The following is a 20,387-nucleotide window of genomic DNA, read 5'->3' as shown; positions in this document are numbered from 1 at the left end:
AGCGACCAGATGAAGGAACCAAAGACACGCTGCCAGCAGATAGAGCGCAGCATTATTAAGAATTACCGCAAAGAAATATGGCGCCCCTTTGTGGACGCGCTGAATGAGTATAAGATGATTGAGGAGGGAGACAACATCGCTGTCTGCATCTCCGGCGGCAAGGATTCCATGCTGCTGGCAAAATGCATGCAGGAGATTCTCCGCCATGGAAAGATGAAGTTCGGGCTTCACTTTCTGGTGATGGATCCGGGCTACCATCCGGCCAACCGGAAGTTAATCGAGGAAAATGCGGCCCTGATGGAGATCCCCATCGAGATTTTCGAGTCCGATATCTTCGACGTGGTGGTAGATGTGGATGAATCCCCGTGTTATCTCTGCGCGCGCATGCGCCGCGGCTTCCTCTACGCCCATGCGAAGGAATTAGGCTGTAATAAGATTGCCCTGGGGCATCATTTCGATGATGTGATAGAGACCGTGCTGATGAGCATGCTGTACGGCGGCCAGGTCAACACCATGATGCCGAAGCTTCACAGTACGAATTTTGAAGGGATGGAGCTTTTGAGACCGCTGTACTTCGTAAAGGAGCGGGCCATCATCGACTGGAAGGAGGAGAACGGTCTCCAATTCCTGCAGTGTGCCTGCAGGTTCACGGAGGCCATCGCCAAAGAACGCGCCATGAGAGCCGAGAATACAGCGGACGGGATGGCAGGCGGCGATATCGTCCACTCCTCAAAGCGCCAGGAGATGAAGGAACTGATAGAGGAATTCCGGAAAATCAATCCCAACATTGAAAATAATATCTTCAAGAGCGTATCCAACGTCAATTTAGACGCCTGTATCGGATATGTAAAAAACGGGAAGCGCCATCATTTCCTGGAAGAGTATGAATCAGACGGAGATTTAGCAGCCCTGTGTCACGCTGAACAGGAATGAAGATTAACGTAATATTGGAACATGCACCTGCATAAACTTTCTTAAAGGAATATAGAAGGTAAGGCAGGTGCTTTTTTATGTTGGAGCTGGTGAAGAAAAACATACATATGAACCGTTGGAAAGGAAATGCGACGTCACAGATAACCCTCGACGATGATTTTATCGTTCCGGATACCATGGATGATGTGGATCAGGTCATTCTCGATTCCGGAGAAATCGTCATCGAATCCGTGAAAAACCAGGGAGAACGGGTTCTGGTGCGGGGAAAAATGGATTTTAACATCTTATACAGGAAGTCAGAGGGAGGACTGCAGGCTTTGGGCGGATCCATTTCCTTTGAAGAGCCCATCAACGTACCGGGGCTGGAGGAGAAGGACTATGTGCAGCTGAGCTGGGATCTGGAAGATTTAAATGCCGGCATGATCAATTCCAGAAAGTTAAGCATCAAAGCTATTGTGACACTGGAAGTAAAGGTGGAGACTCTCTACGATGTAGAGGCTGCCGTAGAATTGGACACCGGTACGGCAGGCGCAGGGACGCCGGCTGCCATGGGAGGCGGAAGCGATTTAAACGGGACGCCTCAGGTGGAGGTGCTGCGCCGCAATGTGGATGTGGCGGCCATTGCGGTACGCCGCAAGGATACATACCGGATCAAGGAGAATTTACAGTTGTCCGGAAATAAGCCGAATATTGATCACATTCTGTGGAGTGAGATGAAGCTTCGCGGCATAACCACCCGCCCGTTAGATGGGAAAATGGTCCTGGATGGGGAAGTGATGGTCTTCGTCATTTATCAGGGAGAAGGGGAAGACGCGCCGGTTCAGTGGCTGGAAGAGAGCATTCCGTTTTCCGGAGAGCTGGATTTGTCAGAGGCCTCCGAGGAGATGGTTCCTTCGGTATCGGTTCATCTGATTCATCGGGAGATTGAAGCGAAGCCCGACTATGACGGGGAGATGCGGGAGCTCGATGTGGACGCAGTTCTGGAACTGGATATGAAGCTCTACCGGGAAGAGAGTATGGAACTGTTAAGCGATCTCTATTCCACAAACCGGGAACTGTCTCTCGAGACGGGAGAAGCGTGCTTCGATAAGGTGCTCACCAAGAACATGAGCAAATGTAAGATTGCCGAAAAGCTGAACATGGATCATGCAGACCGAATCCTCCAGATCTGTCACAGCGAGGGTATGGTAAAGATCGACGAGACAGAGGTAAAGGACGACGGGCTCCATGTGGAGGGCGTGCTGGAGGTAAGCCTGCTCTATTTAACCGCAGACGATACCCAGCCGATTCAGTCGTCGGTGGAGGTAATCCCCTTCCATTATCTAATCGAGGCGCCGGGAATCAATGAGAAGACCATCTGCCAGCTGGTTCCGGGGCTGGAGCAGATGAGCGCCGTGATGATGGGAGGCGGCTCTGTGGAGGTGAAAGCCACCATTGCACTGGATTTACTGGCTCTCCAGCCGGTATGCGAGCAGGTGATTAAAAATGTGTCGGAAGCTCCGATGGATTTAAAAAAACTGCAGCAGATGCCGGGAATTGTGGGTTACATTGTCCAGCCAGGGGATTCTCTGTGGAAAATAGCAAAAAAATTCCACACGACGGTGGAAACCATCATGACGACCAATGGACTGACTGACAGCCTGATTAAACCGGGAGACCGTCTGCTGCTGGTGAAGGAAATGTCGTAGGGGGATGCGCATGGGGCGGTATCAGGCTTATTTGGAGGAGCCTGCGCCGCCCTTTTTCTTTCCCGGATTCTTTTCGCAGAAGGGCGGGAACTTTTTCTCTTTTTCGTGGTGCTCTCTGCAGGAGCCGCAGTCACCGTGGCGGGGACATTTTACCCATTTGCAGGGACAGGCTGAGCCTGTTTCGTCAGTTTTATGATCCATGGTATGAAAATGGCCGCTTTATCGGAAGCAGGCCAAAACGATGCTGTATTTCCGGGCTACAGGAATAATATGCGCAGGATGCGCGGAGGCATTCACCGGTATGGAAATTCCGATATTTTGTGTTCACACATTTGCCTCTGATGTTATATAATATATTATAGCTATGCAGTACCCCAGACGGCGCCATAACGCATCCAGCTGGTGCTTGAAATAGATCACAGGGGAACATTCCTGGGCGGTAGTGACGTGATTGCAAGACGTGATTACCGTTTACATAACATGGATCAGGCCGGCGGCTGCCGGACGATGTCCAGACGGTGTGATGCGGCCGGAAGCAGAAAGAATGGGGAATTTCAGAAACAGGAGCAACGGAAGATGAATTATACGTATTTGCTGAAATGCGCAGACGATACGCTGTACTGCGGCTGGACAAACCAGCTGGACAAGCGTTTAAAGGCGCATAACGAAGGGAAGGGCGCAAAATATACCAGAGGACGCAGACCGGTCTCTCTGGCGTATTATGAGATCTTCGAGACGAAGGAGGAGGCCATGCAGCGTGAGGCCGCCATCAAGAGGCTTTCCAGAAAGGACAAGCTGGACCTGGTGGCGGCTTTCACGTCCGATGCATCTTATGCTACAAACTGATACATCATAATATAATGGCAGAGGCTTCCGCCCATAACGAATAAGTGGAATATTTCATGAGAGCCGAAATTCCTGTGTTTCGAGTTGAAGATCGGCAGCTTCAGCGCATAGATGATTCCACCCACTGTGTAGATGATACCGCCGGCCAGAAGCCAGCCAAAGGCGGCTCTTGGAAGGGCGCTGGTGATCTTTGTAAATGCCAGGACGCATATCCAGCCCATGGCGATATAGAGGACGGAGGAGAACCACTTGGGACAGTAGATCCAGCAGGCCTTGATGATGATGCCGGCAATCGCGATCCCCCAGACCAGTGCCAGAAGTCCCCAGCCGGTCCTGTCTCCCAGGACGATCAGGCAGATCGGAGTATACGTACCTGCTATTAATATGAAAATCATCATATGGTCGATTTTCTTCAAAATCCTGTTCACATTTGGAGAAATGTCCAGTGTGTGGTAAATGGTACTGGCTGCATAAAGCAGAATCATACTGATAATGAATATGGACAGCGCAGCAAGATGGAGGCTGTCGTCGGCCGCCGCTTTTAAAAGAAGCGGTGTGGCGGCAAACAGTGCCATGAGCATGCCGATAAAATGTGTGATAGCGCTTCCGGGGTCCTTGATTTTGAATTTCATAATGGTCTCCTCCTTGTCGAATTATAATAATTATGTGATGTAGTTATCAAAACTACATGTTCTCTTTTTATATACTATACAACTTGTGGAGGAAAAATGCAATGGATTTCCCAAAAAGTTAAAAAAATAAAGTGCACGAAATAAAAGATTATACTGAAATAATTAAAAAAACAGTGTAAGATACTTATATACTTTATGCAGGGAGGAAATGACAACATGAATCAGACAATACAGGAATTATATGAGAGAAAATCGGTGCGTGCCTACGAGGAACGTCCAATCGAACCGGAGAAGAAGGAGATGGTGATTCAGGCGGCCATTCAGGCGCCCAGTGCGGGGAATATGACGCTTTATTCCATTATTGACGTGACCGATCAGAAGCTTAAGGAGACGCTGGCTGTTACCTGTGACAATCAGCCTTTTATTGCAAAAGCCCCTATGGTGCTGGTCTTCTGCGCCGATTACCAGAAATGGTATGATCTGTTTTTGCAGCGCGAGGAGGAAGTCAGAAAGCCGGGCATGGGAGACTTTATGCTGGCATCCTGCGACGCGCTGATTGCCGCCCAGAACGCGGTGACAGCGGCACAGGCCCTGGGAATTGGTTCCTGTTATATCGGTGATATTATGGAGCGGTATGAGACACACAGGGAGCTTCTTCATCTGCCGAAGTATGTGGTGCCGACTGCCATGGTAGTCTTCGGCTATCCCACGAAGCAGCAGGAGGAACGGGAAAAGCCGGTTCGGCTGCCGGCGCAGGCGGTTGTATCTGAGAATACATACCGCAGACAGGAGGCGTCAGAGTATGCGCAGTATCTTTCTGACCGTCAGGGAAAGACGGAAGAAGAATTTGACCGCTGGCTGCATGCATTCTGCAAACGAAAATGGAATTCCGATTTCAGTGCAGAGATGAGCCGGTCCGTGGAAGTCATGATGAGGCAGTGGGCAGAATAGTGGAGTGGAAGATGAATATACTGTATGAAGATGATCAGATAATCGTTGTGGAGAAACCGGCGGGAATTGAGTCTCAGTCCAGCCGGTCCTTCGAACCGGACATGGTCAGCGAAGTAAAGAAACATATCAACAGTTTGTCCCCAAAAAAGGGGGATCCATATGTGGGAGTTATCCACAGGCTGGATAAACCGGTTGGTGGAATACTTGTTTTTGGAAAAACAAAAGAGGCCGCGGGGGCTTTAAGTAAGCAGATTTCTGAGCATCAGACGGAGAAAAGGTATCTGGCTGTTGTTTGTGGAAAACCTGTGGAAAACTTTGGGACGTACGTGGATTATTTGTGGAAAGACGGGAAAAATAATATTTCAAAAATTGTGGATAAGGGGATAACCGATGCAAAGAGGGCGGAATTAAGCTACCGGGTGCTGGCGGAACTGGAAGGAGAGGGCGGCCCGCTCTGCCTTATGGAAATTGATTTAAAGACAGGGCGCCATCATCAGATCCGCGTTCAGCTCTCGGGACATGGGACCCCGCTTTTAGGCGATTTGAAGTACAATCCAGACGGCCCGAAGGTGACCGGCCAGAGAAATGTGGCTCTCTGCGCCTGGAAGCTCTCTTTTACCCATCCGGGGAACAAAAAGAGGATGAAGTTTACGGTAAAGCCTCAGGGAGCGGCGTTTTATCAGTTTGACTTTGATTATTTAGCAGACACGCATACATAACTATACCTCATTCTGGTAAAAATAGAAAAGACTGAGGAGGTGTCTATTCTATTATGAAACAGAATGAAGGGAAAAAAGAAAGAAAATCACTGATTTTCCGTTTTCTTAATACCGTAGAGCAAGTGGGCAACCGGCTGCCTCATCCAATTACCATGTTTGCAGCGCTTGCCCTTTTTATCGTTCTTTTATCGGGAATCCTGGCTGCGGCAGGGATATCGGCAGAAGGCGAAGTGATAGACAGTAAGACCATGGAGGTGACGACGCAGACCGTATCGGCAGTCAGTTTGCTGGACCGTGACGGCCTGGTCTATATGCTGACTCACATGGTCAGCAATTTTACCGAGTTTGCCCCGCTGGGCGTAGTTCTGGTTACCATGCTGGGCGTAGGCTGCGCGGAGGGGAGCGGATACTTGTCTGCACTGCTGAAAAAGACTGTGTCGGTGACGCCCGCAAAGCTGGTAACACCGATGCTGGTATTTCTGGGTGTCATGTCTAATGTGGCCTCGGATGTTGGGTATGTGGTGCTGATTCCGCTGGGGGCAATGGTATTTCTGGCCTGCGGCCGCCATCCGATTGCCGGAATTGCGGCCGCCTTTGCGGGGGTGTCAGGAGGCTTCTCCGCCAATTTACTGATCGGTACGCTGGATCCCATGCTGGCCGGAATCAGCACGGAGGCGGCCCAGCTGGTCTCTCCCGGTTACATCGTGGAACCGTCGGCAAACTGGTATTTTATGATCGTGTCTACCTTTCTGATCGTGGCACTGGGAAGCTGGGTGACAGACCGGATCGTGGAACCGCGTCTGGCTGGGGGAACCAAAGCGAAGCCCGGAGAAGGAGGCCAGGCCAGCGCGGCCGGCGAACCGGATGACCGGGCGTCGGTCTCTCTGACAGACCGGGAGAGAAAGGCGCTCCGCCTGGCTAATACAAGTTTTCTGCTGCTGGCCGCGGCGATTACCCTTCTGGCATGGCCGCAGGATTCTTTTTTCAGAAATCCGGAGACGAAAAGCCTGATATCATCGTCTCCATTTATGACAGGCTTAATTGTGCTGATTGCCCTGCTGTTTTTTGTGCCCTCCGTGGTTTACGGACGTGTTTCCGGTGCGTACAAAGGCGAGAAAGATGTCTGTGCCCAGCTTGGAAGCAACATGGAAGCCATGGGAGGCTATATTGCGCTGTCATTTGCGGCGGCTCAGTTTATCAGTTACTTTAATTATACGAAGCTGGGGACGATCCTGGCGTTAAAGGGGGCCTCCGTTCTGGGCCGGATTGGAACGGGAGGGCCGGTTTTAATGGTGCTGTTTATTCTGCTTGCATCACTTATTAACCTGTTTATGGGGTCGGCCTCTGCCAAGTGGACGATCCTGGCTCCCGTTTTTGTCCCCATGTTCATGCTGCTGGGCTATTCGCCGGAACTGGTGCAGGTGGCGTACCGTATCGGGGATTCGTGTACTAACCTCATTACACCGCTGATGGCCTATTTTGCCATGGTTGTGGTGTTTGCAAAGAAATACGATGATAATTCCGGGATCGGAACGCTGGTATCCACCATGCTTCCATACTGTATCTGCTTCCTGATCGGGTGGTCGCTGCTGCTTATCCTGTGGATGGCGGCCGGGCTTCCTCTGGGGCCGGGAGCGGGATTGATGATATCATGAGAAGGGGAGGGCCGGATACTGGCACAACTAAACCAGTATCCGGTTCTTTTTTTGCATGTTGATCCTCTTTGTGCATCTGCACAATCGCCAATGGAGAATTCAAATAAATGCATAAAGAATGCGCTGGTAAATTGACAATGAAATTGGTTTGTTCTAAAATGACAACGTAGGACAAAATAAAGGCGGAGAGAGGGTGGTTGAGATTCAAAAAGCGAATATGATGCAGATTGCTGAGCACTGCGGTGTGTCTTTAAAGACAGTTTCCAGAGTATTAAATCATCCGGAGCAGGTGAGTCCGAAGACGAGGGAAGCGGTCCGGAGATCGATGGAGCAGTGCGGTTTCCAGGTAAACCTTCTGGCCAAAGGTTTAAAACAGAACAGGACCAACATCATCATAGTCTTTCTGGATAAGCACAACGGCGATTATATGAACTTATGGAGAAGCCGGATGCTTAAGTATCTGTTCCGTTATTCCAGCGGAATCGGTTTAAAGATTATCGTGTCTCCATCCGACAGCCATGGTTTTCTGGAAGATGAGACGGACGGATTTTACCTGCTTTCCAGCGGAATCGCCGATGGGGCCATTTTGCTGGAATACATGGCTGAAGATCAGCGAGTCGGGTATTTGAAACGAACCGGAACTCCGTATGTGGTTCTCGGACAGCCGGAGGAACAGGATATCCCGGCGGTCAGCCTCGACAACTTTGATGTGGGATTAAAGGGAGGCAGGTATTTAAAAGAAAAGGGTTTTAAGAAGATTTGTTACTTGACGAATGATGTGGGGTTCTATTCGACGAAGCTGCGTGTCGGCGGTTTTTTAGAGGCAGTTCCGGAAGGCCGCGTGATATATGGAGTGAGAGACGCGAAGACCGCGTATGAGAGAACCAGAGAGCTGCTGCAGGCAGGGGAGGCAGACTGCATTTTCACAAACGGAGACGACAGGTTCCTTGGAATCTACAGAGCTGCGGCTGAGTGTGGATACAGGATTCCTCAGGATTTGGGAGTGCTGTCGGCAGACGACCTGGCTGTCAACGAGGAAGCGTATCCGTCCCTGTCGTCTCTGGGGCAGGACTTTGAAGGTCTGGCGGAGAACTGTATTACCGTACTCCAGTCTCTTCTCCAAAAAAGACAGAGTCATGAGTCCGTGGCCCATAATCAGATTTTTCTGCCGTCCACGATCATTGAACGGGAATCGACAGGAATCACCGGTACAGAGGAAAAAACAGATAAAACCATAAAAGAATAGAAGAAAAGTTTGGAGGAAGCACCATGAAGAAGCTTGTAGCTACGGCACCAAGAACAGCCGAATTAAAAGAGTATGAGGACAGACCGATTCAGAGCAGTGAAGTGAGAGTGAAAGTGGAGTTCGCTGCACCGAAGCATGGAACAGAGCTTGCCGATTTCAGAGGAACGACGCCTTTTATCGACGGAAAATTCGATAATGACTGGAAGGTGTTTGTGGAGAGAGACGCGGACGAACCACGCGGCATAGAATTTGGCGATCTTCCCATCGGCAATATGTTTGTTGGAACGATTATTGAAGCGGGAGCCGATGTTACGGAATATGCAGTAGGGGACAGAGTTTGTTCCTACGGGCCAATCAGGGAAACAGAGATCGTAAATGCCGTGGACAATTATAAGCTGAGAAAGATGAGTAAGGAAGCTTCTGCAAAGAATGCTGTATGCTACGATCCGGCTCAGTTTGCATTAGGCGGAATTCGGGATGCCAATGTCCGCTCCGGAGACAACGTGGTGGTAATCGGACTGGGGGCAATCGGACAGCTGGCGGTTCAGATGGCAAAGAAATCAGGTGCCTCCATAGTTATCGCAGTTGACCCCATTGAAAAGAGGAGAGAGATTGCCGGAAAGTATGGCGCAGATTATTGTCTGGACCCGACAGCCTGTGATGTGGGATATGAGATCAAACGAATTACCGGTAAGATGGGAGCGGATGCGATTCTGGAGACCAGCGGCAGTGTACAGGCTTTGCAGTCCGCGTTAAAGGGGCTGGCATATGGAGGAACGATCGCCTATCTGGCATTTGCAAAGCCATTTCCGGCGGGACTCTGGCTGGGACAGGAAGCACATTACAATTACGGAAAGATCGTCTTCTCGAGAGCGTGCAGTGAACCGAATCCGGATTATCCGAGATGGAACCGTAAGAGAATCGAAGACGTGGTTTGGGATATGCTGATGAGCGGATATTTAGACTGCTCCGAGATCATCGATCCGGTTGTGAAATTTGAGGATTCGGCAGAGGGAATCTGTACCTATATGGATAAGGAACAGGAAAAGAGCATTAAGATGGGGGTTATATTTGGAGGTGAAGAATAATGCTGCTTGGTACACAGGACAGGGATTTTTTTCCGCAGGATTTAACAGAGAAATTTAAATTTGTAAAATCAATCGGTTTCGAATGTTTTGAGATCGATGGAAAGGTTCTGATGGAAAAACCGGATGAGATTAAGCGTGCCATCCGGGAGTCAGGACTTCCGGTCTCCAGCGCCTGCGGCGGATACCGTGGATGGATTGGTGATTTTATTGAAGAGAAGAGGTTAAACGGAATCGCTGATTTAAAGGTAATTATCAGGAACTTAAAGGAAGTGGGCGGAACCGGGGTGGTGGTTCCTGCGGCCTGGGGGATGTTTACCTACCGTCTTCCGCCGATGGTATCACCGAGAAGCCGCGAAGGGGACAGAAAAGCGATTCTGGATTCCTTAAGCCAGCTTGAAGAGACAGCTAAAGAGTGCGGGATCTATATCTACTTAGAACCCCTGAACCGATATCAGGACCATATGCTCAATACGACAGCAGACGCGGTTTCCATTATCGACGAAGGAAAATTTGAGATGGTGAAGATTACGGGAGACTTCTATCATATGTCTATTGAGGAAGATGATATTTCCGAGACACTGGAGAAGTATCGGGATTACATAGGCCATATCCACATCGCGGAGAATCACAGATACCAGCCGGGCACGGGAAGTATTGATTTCAAACGCCATATGGAGACGCTAAAGCGGATCGGTTATGACGGCGCCGTTGTCAATGAAGGAAGAATCCGCGGGGAAGACCCTCTGAAGGTTTACGTGGATTCCATTGCCTATATGAAACAGTTTATGTAAGACAGTTTGCATGAAAACAGGAGAAGGCCATGAGCATACTCAGGGTAGCAGTTATCGGGGCCGGGCAGGTAGCCCGGACCTCCCATATCAATCATTATAAGAGTCTCCCGGACGTGGAGATATGTGCGGTCTGCGATGTAAATCAGAACGCGGCAAAAATGGCGGCTGATGAATTCCATATACCATCCTGGTATACAGATGCGGAGACCATGCTGAAGGAAATACGGCCGGATGCGGTCAGTATCTGTGTGCCGAACAAGTTTCATTGCGATATGACGTGCCTGTGCCTGGAATACGGCTGTCACGTTCTGTGTGAGAAGCCGCCTGCGGTTACTTTAAAAGAAGCCGAAAGAATGCGGGATACTGCAAGGCGGTGCAGCAGAATTTTAACGTTCGGATTCCATTTCCGTCATGCGGAAACGATTGCCTTCCTGAAGAAGAAGGTGGAAGCCGGTGAGATGGGTACTCTGTACGCCGGGGACGTGACATGGCTCAGAAGACGGGGAATTCCTGGCTGGGGCAGTTTTACAAATCTGGAGATACAGGGTGGCGGACCGCTGATCGATATCGGTGCCCATATGCTGGATCTGGCCGTTTATCTGCTGGATTATCCGGAAGTATCGTACGTCTGTGCTTCTTCCTCGGACCGGATTGGAAAACAGGGCGGAACGGGATTCCTGGGAAGCTGGGATGGAGCCAGATTCGGAGTTGAAGACAGCTTATTCGGATTTATTCATTTTTCCAACGGCGGTTCCTTAACGGTAAGAACTTCCTTTACGATCAATATTGCGGAGAAGGAAGAGAGAAATGTTCGTCTGTACGGTGATAAACGGGGAATCAGCGTGTTCCCTTTCGAAATTTACGGTGACGAGGACGGACATCAGGTCAATTCGGTCTATCCCTTTGAAGAGACGAAAGACTGGCACTACGACTGTATACGTAACTTTGTGGAGAGCTGCATGGGCCGGGCAGATATACTAGTCACGCCGGATCAGGCCGTCTATGTGCAGAAGCTGATTACCGGTTTATATCAATCCGCCGGAACAGGCAGACCGGTTATATATGGGAACGGGGATCTATGATTTATTACGGAACAGAGGAGAAGGAAAAGGGGTTTCGCTTTTACGAACCGGAGAGGAATCCCGATTACAACAAAAAGACAGAGGCCGTTTTCGCACAATGCAATGGTTTTCTGGGCGTTCGGGCGTCTTTCGAGACGAAGCAGCTGGATGAGTCGAGGGGGACCTTCATCTGTGGTCTGTACCATAAGGCAGGTATTCACGAGGTGACGGAACTGGTCAACTGCCCGGATGTCACCGAATTCAGAATAAGAATTAATGGGGAGAATCTGCGGTTGGATTCATGCTGTCTGACGGAGTACGAGCGGTCTCTGTATACAAGGTACGGAGAACTGGAGAGCCGGATCGGTTGTGAGATGAAGTCTGCCGGAGGCGTACATCTTACAGCAAGACGGTTTGCCTCCGCGGACAACAGGCGGCTGTTTTGTCATCAGCTGCAAATATCCTGTGAGGAAGGCGGAGTTCTTGAACTTTCCACCGGGATCAACGGACAGATTACAAACAGCGGAGTGGCTCATTTTGACTGCATGGAAGCGAGGGTGTTTGAACATTGCCGGCTGTTCCTTGAATGCGGCTGCGATGACGGGCAGATACTATCCGTTATGACCGTCTGCAGCACGGGGGAGAGCCGGGAACCTGCGGCATTTCATCTGGAGCGAAGAGCGGTTTATCAGGATTTTAAAAAGGAACTGCAGCCTGGAGAAGTGTGGACAATCAGTAAATATACGCTGTTTGATGTGGAAAACAGGAAAGAATCTTCCGGGAAGACGGACGGGCAGGTTCTGGTGGAGATGACTGATGTACTGGCTGAAGCGTTGAAGGCCGGCTATGGTGAATTGAACCGCCGGCACAGAGATGCATTCGAACGTTTCTGGGATATGGCGGCCATTGAGATTACCGGGGCTGCAAAAGAAGAACGGGCAGCCGTTGAATTTGCAGAGTATCATCTGGCCGGCATGGTTCCATGGGAGGGAGATTCCTGCAGCATAGCAGCCAAGGGACTGACTGGAGAAGGCTATAAGGGTCATGTTTTCTGGGATACAGAGATCTTCATCATGCCTTTTTTTATACAGATGTTCCCGGAGACGGCACGCAATCTGCTGCTTTACCGGTACCGTGGTCTGGCAGGAGCACGAAAAAAGGCGGAAGAGTACGGTTATTCCGGAGCCATGTATCCCTGGGAGGCAGCGGCATCCGGCGAGGAGGAGACTCCCCTGTACGCGGCAATCGACATTCATACAGGAAAGGCTGCGAAGGTATGGTCCGGAATCAAAGAACATCATGTGACTGCTGATATCATCTATGGTCTGATCTCCTATTACCGGGCCACCGGCGACCGGAATTTCATGGATCAGTACGGCTGCCGGATGATACTGGAGACTGCTGTATTCTGGTACAGCAGAGCTGTGTGGAATGGGGATAAAAGACGCTTTGAGATCAGGGATGTGATCGGCCCGGATGAATATACAGAGCATGTGGACAACAACGCGTATACCAATTATATGGCCTTTGAAAACGTAAAAGCGGCAGGACAGGTGCTGGCCTCCTGGGACAATCCCCTGGCAGATTCCTGTCGGAAAGAGGGATGGAGTGAGCGTTTTGACCATTTTCTGCGGCATCTCTATCTGCCGGAACCGAATGAGGAGAAACTTATTCCGCAGGATGATACCTTTCTCAGTAAAAAGAAGCTTTCCAATATTGAGAAATACAGGAACGCGGATGTACGCCAGCTGATCTTAAAAGATTACAGCAGGAACCAGGTGGTGGACATGCAGGTATTAAAACAGGCGGATGTAGTTATGTTGTTAGAACTTCTGCCGGAACGGTTTGACGCTGAAACGGTTAAGAAAAACGTGGAGTATTATGAGGCGCTGAACACCCATGATTCTTCACTGAGTCTCTGTGCTCACGCAGAGGCGGAGGCAGTGATCGGGGAAATGGATAAGGCGATGGGATTTTTCCATCAGGCGATGGAGATCGATCTGGGCATGAGTTATAAGGATTCCGCAGAAGGCATACACGCTGCATCACTGGGTGGAATCGTCAACTGCATCCTGCGGGGGTTTGCAGGGATAAAAACAGATGGAAACATGTTCCGGTTCACTCCTCATCTGCCGGATCACTGGCAGTCCATACGTTTTTCATTTATGGATCACGGAAGAAAAAAAACGGCGGTGGTGACCAGTGAGGGAGCGGCCGTGACGGCGGAGGAAGATGATGATACAGGCGTTTATATTTGATCTGGATGGCGTGGTGGTGGATACGGCGAAATACCATTATCTGGCATGGAAGGAACTGGCCGGAGAGCTGGGCTTCGATTTCCCGGAGGCGGAAGGTGAACGGCTGAAAGGTGTGAGCCGGATGGATTCCCTGGAGATTGTACTGAAGTCGGGAAGGATAACCGGACTGACGGCAGAGGAAAAGAAAAGGCTTGCGGACCGGAAAAATAAGAGTTATCTCACTTATATCAACCGCCTGGATGAGAGGGAGATCCTTCCGGGTATCCTTAAATTCCTGAAAAAAATCAGGGCGGAGGGGTATAAGACTGCGCTGGGATCGGCGAGCAAAAGCGGAGGCATGATCCTTCAGAAACTGGGAATCGAAGATCTGTTTGATGTCATCGTGGATGGCCTTTCAATTGTGAAGGCGAAGCCTGATCCGGAGGTGTTTTTAGCGGCGGCTGCAAAGCTTGGTGCGGATCCGGGAAACTGTATTGTGATAGAAGATGCGCAGGCGGGCGTACTGGCGGCCAAAAACGGCGGTATGCACTGTATTGGAATTGGCAGCGAAGAAATTCTTAAGGGTGCGGACGTAGTTCTGGAACATACAGGACTCCTCCCAAACGTGAATTACCGGGCACTCTTTTGATGTCCTGGAAAGCGGGGATCACATGTACGAAAATTATCTGAATACAGAGAATGCTCAGAAGATTGCAGATGGAATCATGAAAATCATTCCCTGTAACATCAACATTACTGATACGGCCGGAGAGATCCTTGCGAGCGGAGATAAAAGCACTCTCGGAACTCTTCACAAAGGGGCGCTGACTGCGCTGAAGCGGAAGGAAGCCTATGTAATATATGAGAACACTCCAACGGAGCAGAGAGGAATCTGCCTTCCAATCATCTACAATAACAGTATTCTGGGGGTGATCGCCATAGGCGGGGACGTTGAGGAAGTGATGCCAATCGGCCAGATCTGCTTATCCATAGCGGTTCTTACCATTGAAAACCGCCTGCTGAGCGACATGTCCTCCATTAAGGAAAGCCGGCTGAAGGATTTCCTGTATGAATGGATCAGTCTAAGCAGAGAACAGTACGATGACGCGTTTTACGATCAGGCAGCGTACTTAGGCATTGATATGAAAATTCCAAGGACGGCTGTCGTCATAACCAGCAGCAGGATCCGCTACAGTATTATAGAAACCATAAAGAGCCATCTGGCAGCAGGAGAGTATATCGTGCGCCAGGGTATGGAGGAGGTTCTTATTCTGTTCCGGTCAGATAAACGGCTGAAATCACGTCTGGAAAAAATACTGGATATCAGCAAAGACCTGGAGAACTGTTACATTGGAGAATCAGACATAATTGCCAGCAGGACGACGAATTCCGTTATGCAGACGTTTCACATTGCCAGAGCGTTAAATATCCGCAGACGGATTCTGTGCTACCATGAGGTTTCCCTGGAATGCCTTCTGAATAATGTAGAAGTGACCAGGGAGCTGGAGGAGATTTTAAAGCTTTTAAAGGAGCGGGACGTGGACGGCGTCTTAAAAGAGACGATAGCCGCTTACGTGGAAGATAACGACAACTATGCCCAGATCTGCGACAAGCTGCATATTCACCGCAATACGTTAAACTATCGCCTTGCAAAGATCGAGGAACTGCTGAACCGGAACCCAAGGCGGGCGAAAGACTTGATGATGCTCTATATCGCCGTAATTAAAATGGGTGGAAATAAAGAAAAACGGTAGTTGTGCAAATGCACAAAAGCGAGGTTCGGGTTTGGGCGCTGTCACATTGTAGTGTGAATATTGGAATGTTATAATGTTATCATCAACAAATGGTAAAGGAGAGGGAATAATGAAAAAAAACTTAACGAAAAAATTAGCGGCACTTGGACTGGCGGTAATTACCACGGCGAGTATGGCGGGATGCTCATCAAAACCGGCAGAGACAAAGGCTCCCGAGACGACAACGGCTGCTGCAGCCGGAGCGGAGAGTACGGAGGCACCGGCCACGGAAGCTGCAAAGAAAGAGGCCGGCGGTTCTGACGTTTTAAAGGTTACATACAGCGGAACTCCGGAAATTCATGAGAAGCAGTATTTAATGGATACCTTCTTTAAAAACTTCGAGGAGGAAAATAACTGCACCGTTGAGGTGGATTTCGTGGCCCAGGCAGATGCGGTTAAGAAGATCCAGTCGGAACAGGAAGGGAAGAATTACATAACCGATATTATTTATGCAGACACGGCAAACATGGCGCCATATGTGAACGGCGGCTGGATGCAGGATATTACGGAACTGGTTAACAGCACAGGCTCCACTTACACTCAGATGTTTGACAACACAACAAATAAAGACGGCGTACGCTACTTCGTTCCATTCACTTTTGATGTATATGTGACCTGCGCAAATAAGAAGGCTCTGGATTACCTTCCGGACGGCCTTACAGAAGAGGATGTAGTCTCTGGTATTACATGGGAACAGTACGCTGACTGGGCGGTTGCAATTGCGGCCGGTGAGGGAGAAGGAAAGACCATGATGCCTGCCAACTTAACAAGCTCCCAGCTGTTATACCCGATGGGAGGAATGAGCCTGGCTTACGGCGGCGGATTCCCGGAATTTACATCTGATGGTTTTAAAGACGCGCTTGGCATTATCGCACAGATCGCGGCAGGCGATGGATTCTACGCAGAGCAGGATCAGTACACTGCACCGACAGATCCGTTAAACAGCGGCGATGTATGGCTGACATTTGCACATATGGCTCCTGTGGGTACAAGCTACAACGCAGCTCCCAACAACTTTGTAATCGGCGCAGCGCCTAAAGGCAGCAAGGGGGCGGGCTCCACGTCCGGCGCATGGTGCTACGGTATTGCCCAGGGCGCTCCAAATCAGGAACTGGCGGAGAAATTTATCAACTACATTGCAGATCCGGAAGTAAACTATGAATTTTGCTCCAACTATGGCGGATCCTTAAGCCCGATCGAAGAGGTTGGCGACATTCTGGAGTCCAGCGACGTAGTTATGAGAGCCGGTATTGAGATGCTGAAGACCACGATCGTTACCGGTGTTCCGGCATCAGAGTATTCCGACTGGAACGCAGTAAAACTGCTTTACGGTGATATTTTTAACGACGTATTAAAGAATAAAGCAGTTCCTGGAGATGATTACCTTGCAGAAGAGCAGAGTAAGCTGGAAGCATTGAAGAATTAATTAATTGTGCAAAAGCCTGGAAAGCTGCGGTGTGGGTATGATCTTCACCGGGTATTTTCCAGGCTTTTTCTGTGACAGGGGAGTGCGCCTGTCCGGTGCGCGAGCCTGGCTCTCCGGCTCTTTATGGTCCAATAGTAAAGTACAGACAGGTTCGCCTGCCTGAAGGAATGGGGGATTTATTTGAACGAGAACGATTCAAAACAGACGATAAAGAAAACGATATTCAGTAAAAAAAGCATTCCCTATCTGCTTTTGCTCCCGGCATTCCTCTTTTATGCAGTATTCTGGCTGCTTCCGGTGCTTTCGGGGGTAAAAGAGGTTTTTACTGATTTTGACGGCAATTTCACACTTCTGGGCAATTTTAAACTGATGGCCCAGTCCGATTTAATCGGCCCGGCAATTTTTAATACTGCAACCTTTGCGGCAGTCTCCGTGATGCTTCAATATTTTCTGGCGCTTCTCTTAGCCGTACTCCTTTCAAGAAAGTTTAAAAGCTCCAAGCTTTTGATGTTTATTTCCATGATTCCCATGGCCATCACCCCGACCGCAGTGGCGATTCTCTGGAAAACGGGACTGGTCAGAGATGGCTGGATCAACACCGTTTTGATCGGATTACACCTGATTGACAAACCTATTGTCTTTATGGGGGCGGAGGGAATGTCCGCAGTCTTCCTGATCATCCTGATCGACACCTGGACCGTAACCCCTTCCGTCATGATTATTTTAATTGCAGGACTTCAGGGGGTACAGAGAGAGTTAAAAGAGGCGGCTTACTTATTCGGAGCTAATAAATGGCAGACCTTTAAGGATATTGTGATTCCAATCTTAAAGCCGTCTATTACCACGTCAATTATTATGAGACTGATTGCTGCCATACAGGTATGGTCGATTGCGGTTATGGTATTGGGATACAGTAAGGTTCCGTTCCTGGTAGAGCGAATCGCGTTCTACGTGGAAGCCGTACCCGGCGTCAACACGAGCCAGAAGCTTGCCTTTACCCTGTCCTTCCTCACGACCCTGATCGTATTGTGTGCGACAGTGGTATACTTAAAGGCTTCGAAAGGCGCAGGAGCCGGTTCCCATGAAACAGGCAGGAAACGCCCGGCTAAAGTGAAGGAGGCAGCAAAATGATGGACAAACTGAATATCGTACAGAAAACTGTTATGGCCCTGATCCTGGCGACCATGGTCCTCCTTGTGGCAGTTCCGCTTCTCGCATTTACAACGGTTGCATTTTCCAACTCCGTGGAAATGACAGAATTCCCCAAGAGGCTGATTCCCAAGCGCACGGTTACCGTCAGGGTGGCTCCCACTCCGGAGGGGGAATTCGAGATTTTCTATGACAGCGGCGAGGGCTATGAATCCATTATCACGACGAAGAGAGCCTCCAAACTGGAAGCGCACTTTACCAGACAGTATGCAGTAACGGTGCCTGGTGAGGAGCTGGCAGAGGATTTTAAGCAGACTCTTACGAACGGCCCCATGGAATTTACCTATAAGAAAGACCTGTTCTATAATTTTAAGACGTTCTTCAGTATCGTGCCCAACGCGGCTGCTGCGCTGAAAAACAGTATCATCGTTTCGCTCTATACGATACTGATTTCTCTGGGAATCGGCAGTCTTGCCGGGTTCGCCATGGCCAGGTTCCAGTTTAAGTTTAAGGAACAGATTCACGTATCACTTTTAATCGTCCGAATGTTCCCTGTGGTGGGAATCAGTATTCCTATGGCGATGCTTTTGATTCAGTTTGGCCTGTTTGATACGAGGATCGGCCTGGCTCTTCTCTATTCCGTTCCTAATATCGCGCTGACGGCATGGATTACCAACAGTATCTTTATCGGAATCAACAAAGAACTGGAAGAAGCCTCCATGATATTTGGAGCGAACAGTGTACAGACCTTTGCGAAGATCACTCTTCCGCTGGCCTTTCCGGCTTTGGCGGCAAGCTCGATGTATTCATTTTTAACAGCCTGGAATGATACCATTTCAGCCCTGATTCTGACCAATAAAAACCAGACGCTGTCCCTGGTTGTCTATAAGGCGATCGGAACAACCTCAAGCGGAATCCAATATGCGGCGGCGGGAAGTATTGTACTTATCCTTCCGGCACTGGTGTTCACATTCATTATCAGAAAATATATCGGTCAGATGTGGGGTGGAGTAGAATTATAGTAACGATAGGAGGAAGCTTATGAGCTATTTGGAAATCAAAAATTTGCAGAAAAAATATACGAAAGATGGTCCGCTGGTTGTTAATAATATGAATTTATCCATTGAGAAGGGGGAATTCATTGTATTTCTGGGGCCATCCGGCTGCGGTAAGACGACCACCATCCGAATGATATCAGGACTTGAAGACATCAGCGGTGGTGAGATCTTAATCGACGGGGAAGATGTAATCGGAAAGAAGCCGAAGGACCGCGGTGTATCCATGATATTCCAGAGTTACGCCATCTGGCCTCACATGACGGTGTTCGATAATATCGCCTATCCGTTAAAACTCCAGAAGGTGCCGAAGGCTGAGATCAAAAAGCGTGTGACGGCGGCTGCGGAAGCTACCGATATAGTTGGACTTTTAAACCGTTATCCGGCACAGATGTCTGGAGGCCAGAGACAGAGGGTTGCCGTATCCAGGGCAATCGTTGTAAAACCGAAGATTTTCCTGATGGATGAACCGCTGTCCAATCTGGATGCCAAGCTCCGCGTATCGATGAGAACCGAGCTTAAGAATATTCATATCCAGCAGAATTCTACCAGCATTTTCGTTACCCATGACCAGTCTGAGGCTATGAGCCTTGCAGACAGAATCGTAGTCATGTATAAGGGCAAGATCGAACAGATCGGTACGCCTATGGAGGTGTATCAGGACAGTGCGACCAGATTTGTCGCGGAGTTTATCGGCACACCGCCGACCAATTTCTTTGTCACAAAGATTGAAAAAACGGCCGACGGTCTCATGGCTGTAAATGACAGTATTCATTATCAGGTCCCGGATTCCTTAAGGGATGCGCTTTTGCCGTATGCAGGCAAAGAGGTGGATTTGGGTGTGAGACCGGAATATATCGATCTGTCCTTTTCCATGGAACGGACAAAAGGTTATTTATGTGACACCGTAATTGATTTTGTAGAACCTCAGGGATCTCATGCAATCCTGATTACCAGGATAGGCGGAAATGAAGTAAAGATTCATACCACTGCCTACATGGAAATGGCACCGAAGACCAATGTGGCATTAAACGTTAAGGATGACAAGGTTATGTTTTTTGACCGCAGCACGTCTTTCCGTATTAAGTAAGAAACAGATAAGTGAGGAAACCGTAAA

Annotated in this window: 18 protein-coding genes; 17 read left to right on the top strand and 1 reads right to left on the bottom strand. The window is 49.4% G+C overall.

All coding sequences use genetic code 11. The features are described 5' to 3' along the window. Positions 1 to 9 precede the first annotated feature (9 nt). From NE473_RS16020 to NE473_RS16010, 3 genes are all read left to right on the top strand, one after another. Complete coding sequence (locus tag NE473_RS16020; protein ID WP_055651587.1) at positions 10 to 933, top strand: tRNA 2-thiocytidine biosynthesis TtcA family protein; 924 nt, start codon at positions 10 to 12, stop codon at positions 931 to 933. Between the two features lie 77 nt (positions 934 to 1,010). Next, positions 1,011 to 2,621: a DUF3794 and LysM peptidoglycan-binding domain-containing protein gene (locus NE473_RS16015; protein WP_022030937.1), complete on the top strand. Its 1,611-nt coding sequence runs from the start codon at positions 1,011 to 1,013 to the stop codon at positions 2,619 to 2,621. A gap of 576 nt (positions 2,622 to 3,197) precedes the next feature. After that, a complete protein-coding gene (locus NE473_RS16010; RefSeq protein ID WP_022030936.1) occupies positions 3,198 to 3,467 on the top strand; it encodes a GIY-YIG nuclease family protein in 270 nt (89 codons plus the stop codon). Here NE473_RS16010 and trhA read toward each other — a convergent pair. Continuing rightward, complete coding sequence (gene trhA, locus NE473_RS16005) at positions 3,452 to 4,099, bottom strand: PAQR family membrane homeostasis protein TrhA (RefSeq protein WP_006774157.1); 648 nt, start codon at positions 4,097 to 4,099, stop codon at positions 3,452 to 3,454. The genes NE473_RS16010 and trhA overlap by 16 nt on opposite strands. A 216-nt stretch (positions 4,100 to 4,315) precedes the next feature. Between trhA and NE473_RS16000 the strand changes: the two genes are divergently transcribed. The 14 genes from NE473_RS16000 (at position 4,316) to NE473_RS15935 (ending at position 20,360) form a co-directional block, all read left to right on the top strand. Next, positions 4,316 to 5,050: a nitroreductase family protein gene (locus NE473_RS16000; RefSeq protein ID WP_055651588.1), complete on the top strand. Its 735-nt coding sequence runs from the start codon at positions 4,316 to 4,318 to the stop codon at positions 5,048 to 5,050. Positions 5,051 to 5,061: 11 nt separating this feature from the next. Next, complete coding sequence (locus NE473_RS15995) at positions 5,062 to 5,769, top strand: RluA family pseudouridine synthase (protein ID WP_055651589.1); 708 nt, start codon at positions 5,062 to 5,064, stop codon at positions 5,767 to 5,769. A gap of 53 nt (positions 5,770 to 5,822) precedes the next feature. Then, positions 5,823 to 7,424, top strand: a complete 1,602-nt coding sequence (locus NE473_RS15990) for an AbgT family transporter (RefSeq protein WP_055651590.1) — start codon at positions 5,823 to 5,825, stop codon at positions 7,422 to 7,424. Between the two features lie 193 nt (positions 7,425 to 7,617). Continuing rightward, positions 7,618 to 8,670: a LacI family DNA-binding transcriptional regulator gene (locus NE473_RS15985; RefSeq protein WP_055651591.1), complete on the top strand. Its 1,053-nt coding sequence runs from the start codon at positions 7,618 to 7,620 to the stop codon at positions 8,668 to 8,670. Positions 8,671 to 8,693: 23 nt separating this feature from the next. Beyond that, positions 8,694 to 9,758 (top strand): zinc-dependent alcohol dehydrogenase, encoded by a 1,065-nt coding sequence (locus NE473_RS15980; protein ID WP_006774162.1) that lies wholly within the window; start codon positions 8,694 to 8,696, stop codon positions 9,756 to 9,758. Beyond that, on the top strand, positions 9,758 to 10,549 hold the full coding sequence (locus NE473_RS15975) for a sugar phosphate isomerase/epimerase family protein (protein WP_055651592.1): 792 nt from the start codon (positions 9,758 to 9,760) through the stop codon (positions 10,547 to 10,549). The genes NE473_RS15980 and NE473_RS15975 overlap by 1 nt, the downstream gene beginning before the upstream one ends. Positions 10,550 to 10,578: 29 nt before the next feature. Further along, on the top strand, positions 10,579 to 11,631 hold the full coding sequence (locus NE473_RS15970) for a Gfo/Idh/MocA family protein (protein ID WP_055651593.1): 1,053 nt from the start codon (positions 10,579 to 10,581) through the stop codon (positions 11,629 to 11,631). Further along, positions 11,628 to 13,868, top strand: coding sequence for a glycosyl hydrolase family 65 domain-containing protein (locus NE473_RS15965; protein ID WP_055651594.1), 2,241 nt, complete (start codon positions 11,628 to 11,630; stop codon positions 13,866 to 13,868). The genes NE473_RS15970 and NE473_RS15965 overlap by 4 nt, the downstream gene beginning before the upstream one ends. After that, entirely contained in the window at positions 13,843 to 14,496 is a 654-nt protein-coding gene (gene pgmB / locus NE473_RS15960; protein ID WP_055651595.1) for a beta-phosphoglucomutase, read from the top strand. The genes NE473_RS15965 and pgmB overlap by 26 nt, the downstream gene beginning before the upstream one ends. Positions 14,497 to 14,518: 22 nt before the next feature. Then, positions 14,519 to 15,601, top strand: a complete 1,083-nt coding sequence (locus NE473_RS15955) for a CdaR family transcriptional regulator (RefSeq protein ID WP_006776447.1) — start codon at positions 14,519 to 14,521, stop codon at positions 15,599 to 15,601. Positions 15,602 to 15,710: 109 nt separating this feature from the next. Further along, entirely contained in the window at positions 15,711 to 17,066 is a 1,356-nt protein-coding gene (locus tag NE473_RS15950) for an ABC transporter substrate-binding protein (RefSeq protein WP_118040580.1), read from the top strand. 180 nt (positions 17,067 to 17,246) lie between these two features. Then, positions 17,247 to 18,197, top strand: coding sequence for a carbohydrate ABC transporter permease (locus tag NE473_RS15945; protein WP_006776450.1), 951 nt, complete (start codon positions 17,247 to 17,249; stop codon positions 18,195 to 18,197). Further along, positions 18,194 to 19,237 (top strand): carbohydrate ABC transporter permease, encoded by a 1,044-nt coding sequence (locus tag NE473_RS15940; protein ID WP_006776451.1) that lies wholly within the window; start codon positions 18,194 to 18,196, stop codon positions 19,235 to 19,237. Before NE473_RS15945 ends, NE473_RS15940 begins: the two co-directional genes overlap by 4 nt. A 19-nt stretch (positions 19,238 to 19,256) precedes the next feature. Next, entirely contained in the window at positions 19,257 to 20,360 is a 1,104-nt protein-coding gene (locus NE473_RS15935; protein WP_022030925.1) for an ABC transporter ATP-binding protein, read from the top strand. The last annotated feature ends 27 nt before the right edge of the window (positions 20,361 to 20,387 follow it).

This window comes from Hungatella sp. SL.1.14, from assembly GCF_024460495.1.
Taxonomy (GTDB): Bacteria; Bacillota; Clostridia; order Lachnospirales; family Lachnospiraceae; genus Hungatella; species Hungatella hathewayi.
Note: the sequence above shows the minus strand (reverse complement) of the source record. Positions and strands in the feature narration are given on the sequence as shown.

What these genes read in the sequence shown, in the direction of transcription:
- NE473_RS16020 (WP_055651587.1), top strand. Translation starts at nt 10, where the DNA reads ATGAAGGAACCAAAGACACGCTGCCAGCAGATAGAGCGCAGCATTATT.
- NE473_RS16015 (WP_022030937.1), top strand. Translation starts at nt 1,011, where the DNA reads ATGTTGGAGCTGGTGAAGAAAAACATACATATGAACCGTTGGAAAGGA.
- NE473_RS16010 (WP_022030936.1), top strand. Translation starts at nt 3,198, where the DNA reads ATGAATTATACGTATTTGCTGAAATGCGCAGACGATACGCTGTACTGC.
- trhA (WP_006774157.1), bottom strand. Translation starts at nt 4,099, where the DNA reads ATGAAATTCAAAATCAAGGACCCCGGAAGCGCTATCACACATTTTATC.
- NE473_RS16000 (WP_055651588.1), top strand. Translation starts at nt 4,316, where the DNA reads ATGAATCAGACAATACAGGAATTATATGAGAGAAAATCGGTGCGTGCC.
- NE473_RS15995 (WP_055651589.1), top strand. Translation starts at nt 5,062, where the DNA reads ATGAATATACTGTATGAAGATGATCAGATAATCGTTGTGGAGAAACCG.
- NE473_RS15990 (WP_055651590.1), top strand. Translation starts at nt 5,823, where the DNA reads ATGAAACAGAATGAAGGGAAAAAAGAAAGAAAATCACTGATTTTCCGT.
- NE473_RS15980 (WP_006774162.1), top strand. Translation starts at nt 8,694, where the DNA reads ATGAAGAAGCTTGTAGCTACGGCACCAAGAACAGCCGAATTAAAAGAG.
- NE473_RS15975 (WP_055651592.1), top strand. Translation starts at nt 9,758, where the DNA reads ATGCTGCTTGGTACACAGGACAGGGATTTTTTTCCGCAGGATTTAACA.
- NE473_RS15970 (WP_055651593.1), top strand. Translation starts at nt 10,579, where the DNA reads ATGAGCATACTCAGGGTAGCAGTTATCGGGGCCGGGCAGGTAGCCCGG.
- NE473_RS15965 (WP_055651594.1), top strand. Translation starts at nt 11,628, where the DNA reads ATGATTTATTACGGAACAGAGGAGAAGGAAAAGGGGTTTCGCTTTTAC.
- pgmB (WP_055651595.1), top strand. Translation starts at nt 13,843, where the DNA reads ATGATGATACAGGCGTTTATATTTGATCTGGATGGCGTGGTGGTGGAT.
- NE473_RS15955 (WP_006776447.1), top strand. Translation starts at nt 14,519, where the DNA reads ATGTACGAAAATTATCTGAATACAGAGAATGCTCAGAAGATTGCAGAT.
- NE473_RS15950 (WP_118040580.1), top strand. Translation starts at nt 15,711, where the DNA reads ATGAAAAAAAACTTAACGAAAAAATTAGCGGCACTTGGACTGGCGGTA.
- NE473_RS15940 (WP_006776451.1), top strand. Translation starts at nt 18,194, where the DNA reads ATGATGGACAAACTGAATATCGTACAGAAAACTGTTATGGCCCTGATC.
- NE473_RS15935 (WP_022030925.1), top strand. Translation starts at nt 19,257, where the DNA reads ATGAGCTATTTGGAAATCAAAAATTTGCAGAAAAAATATACGAAAGAT.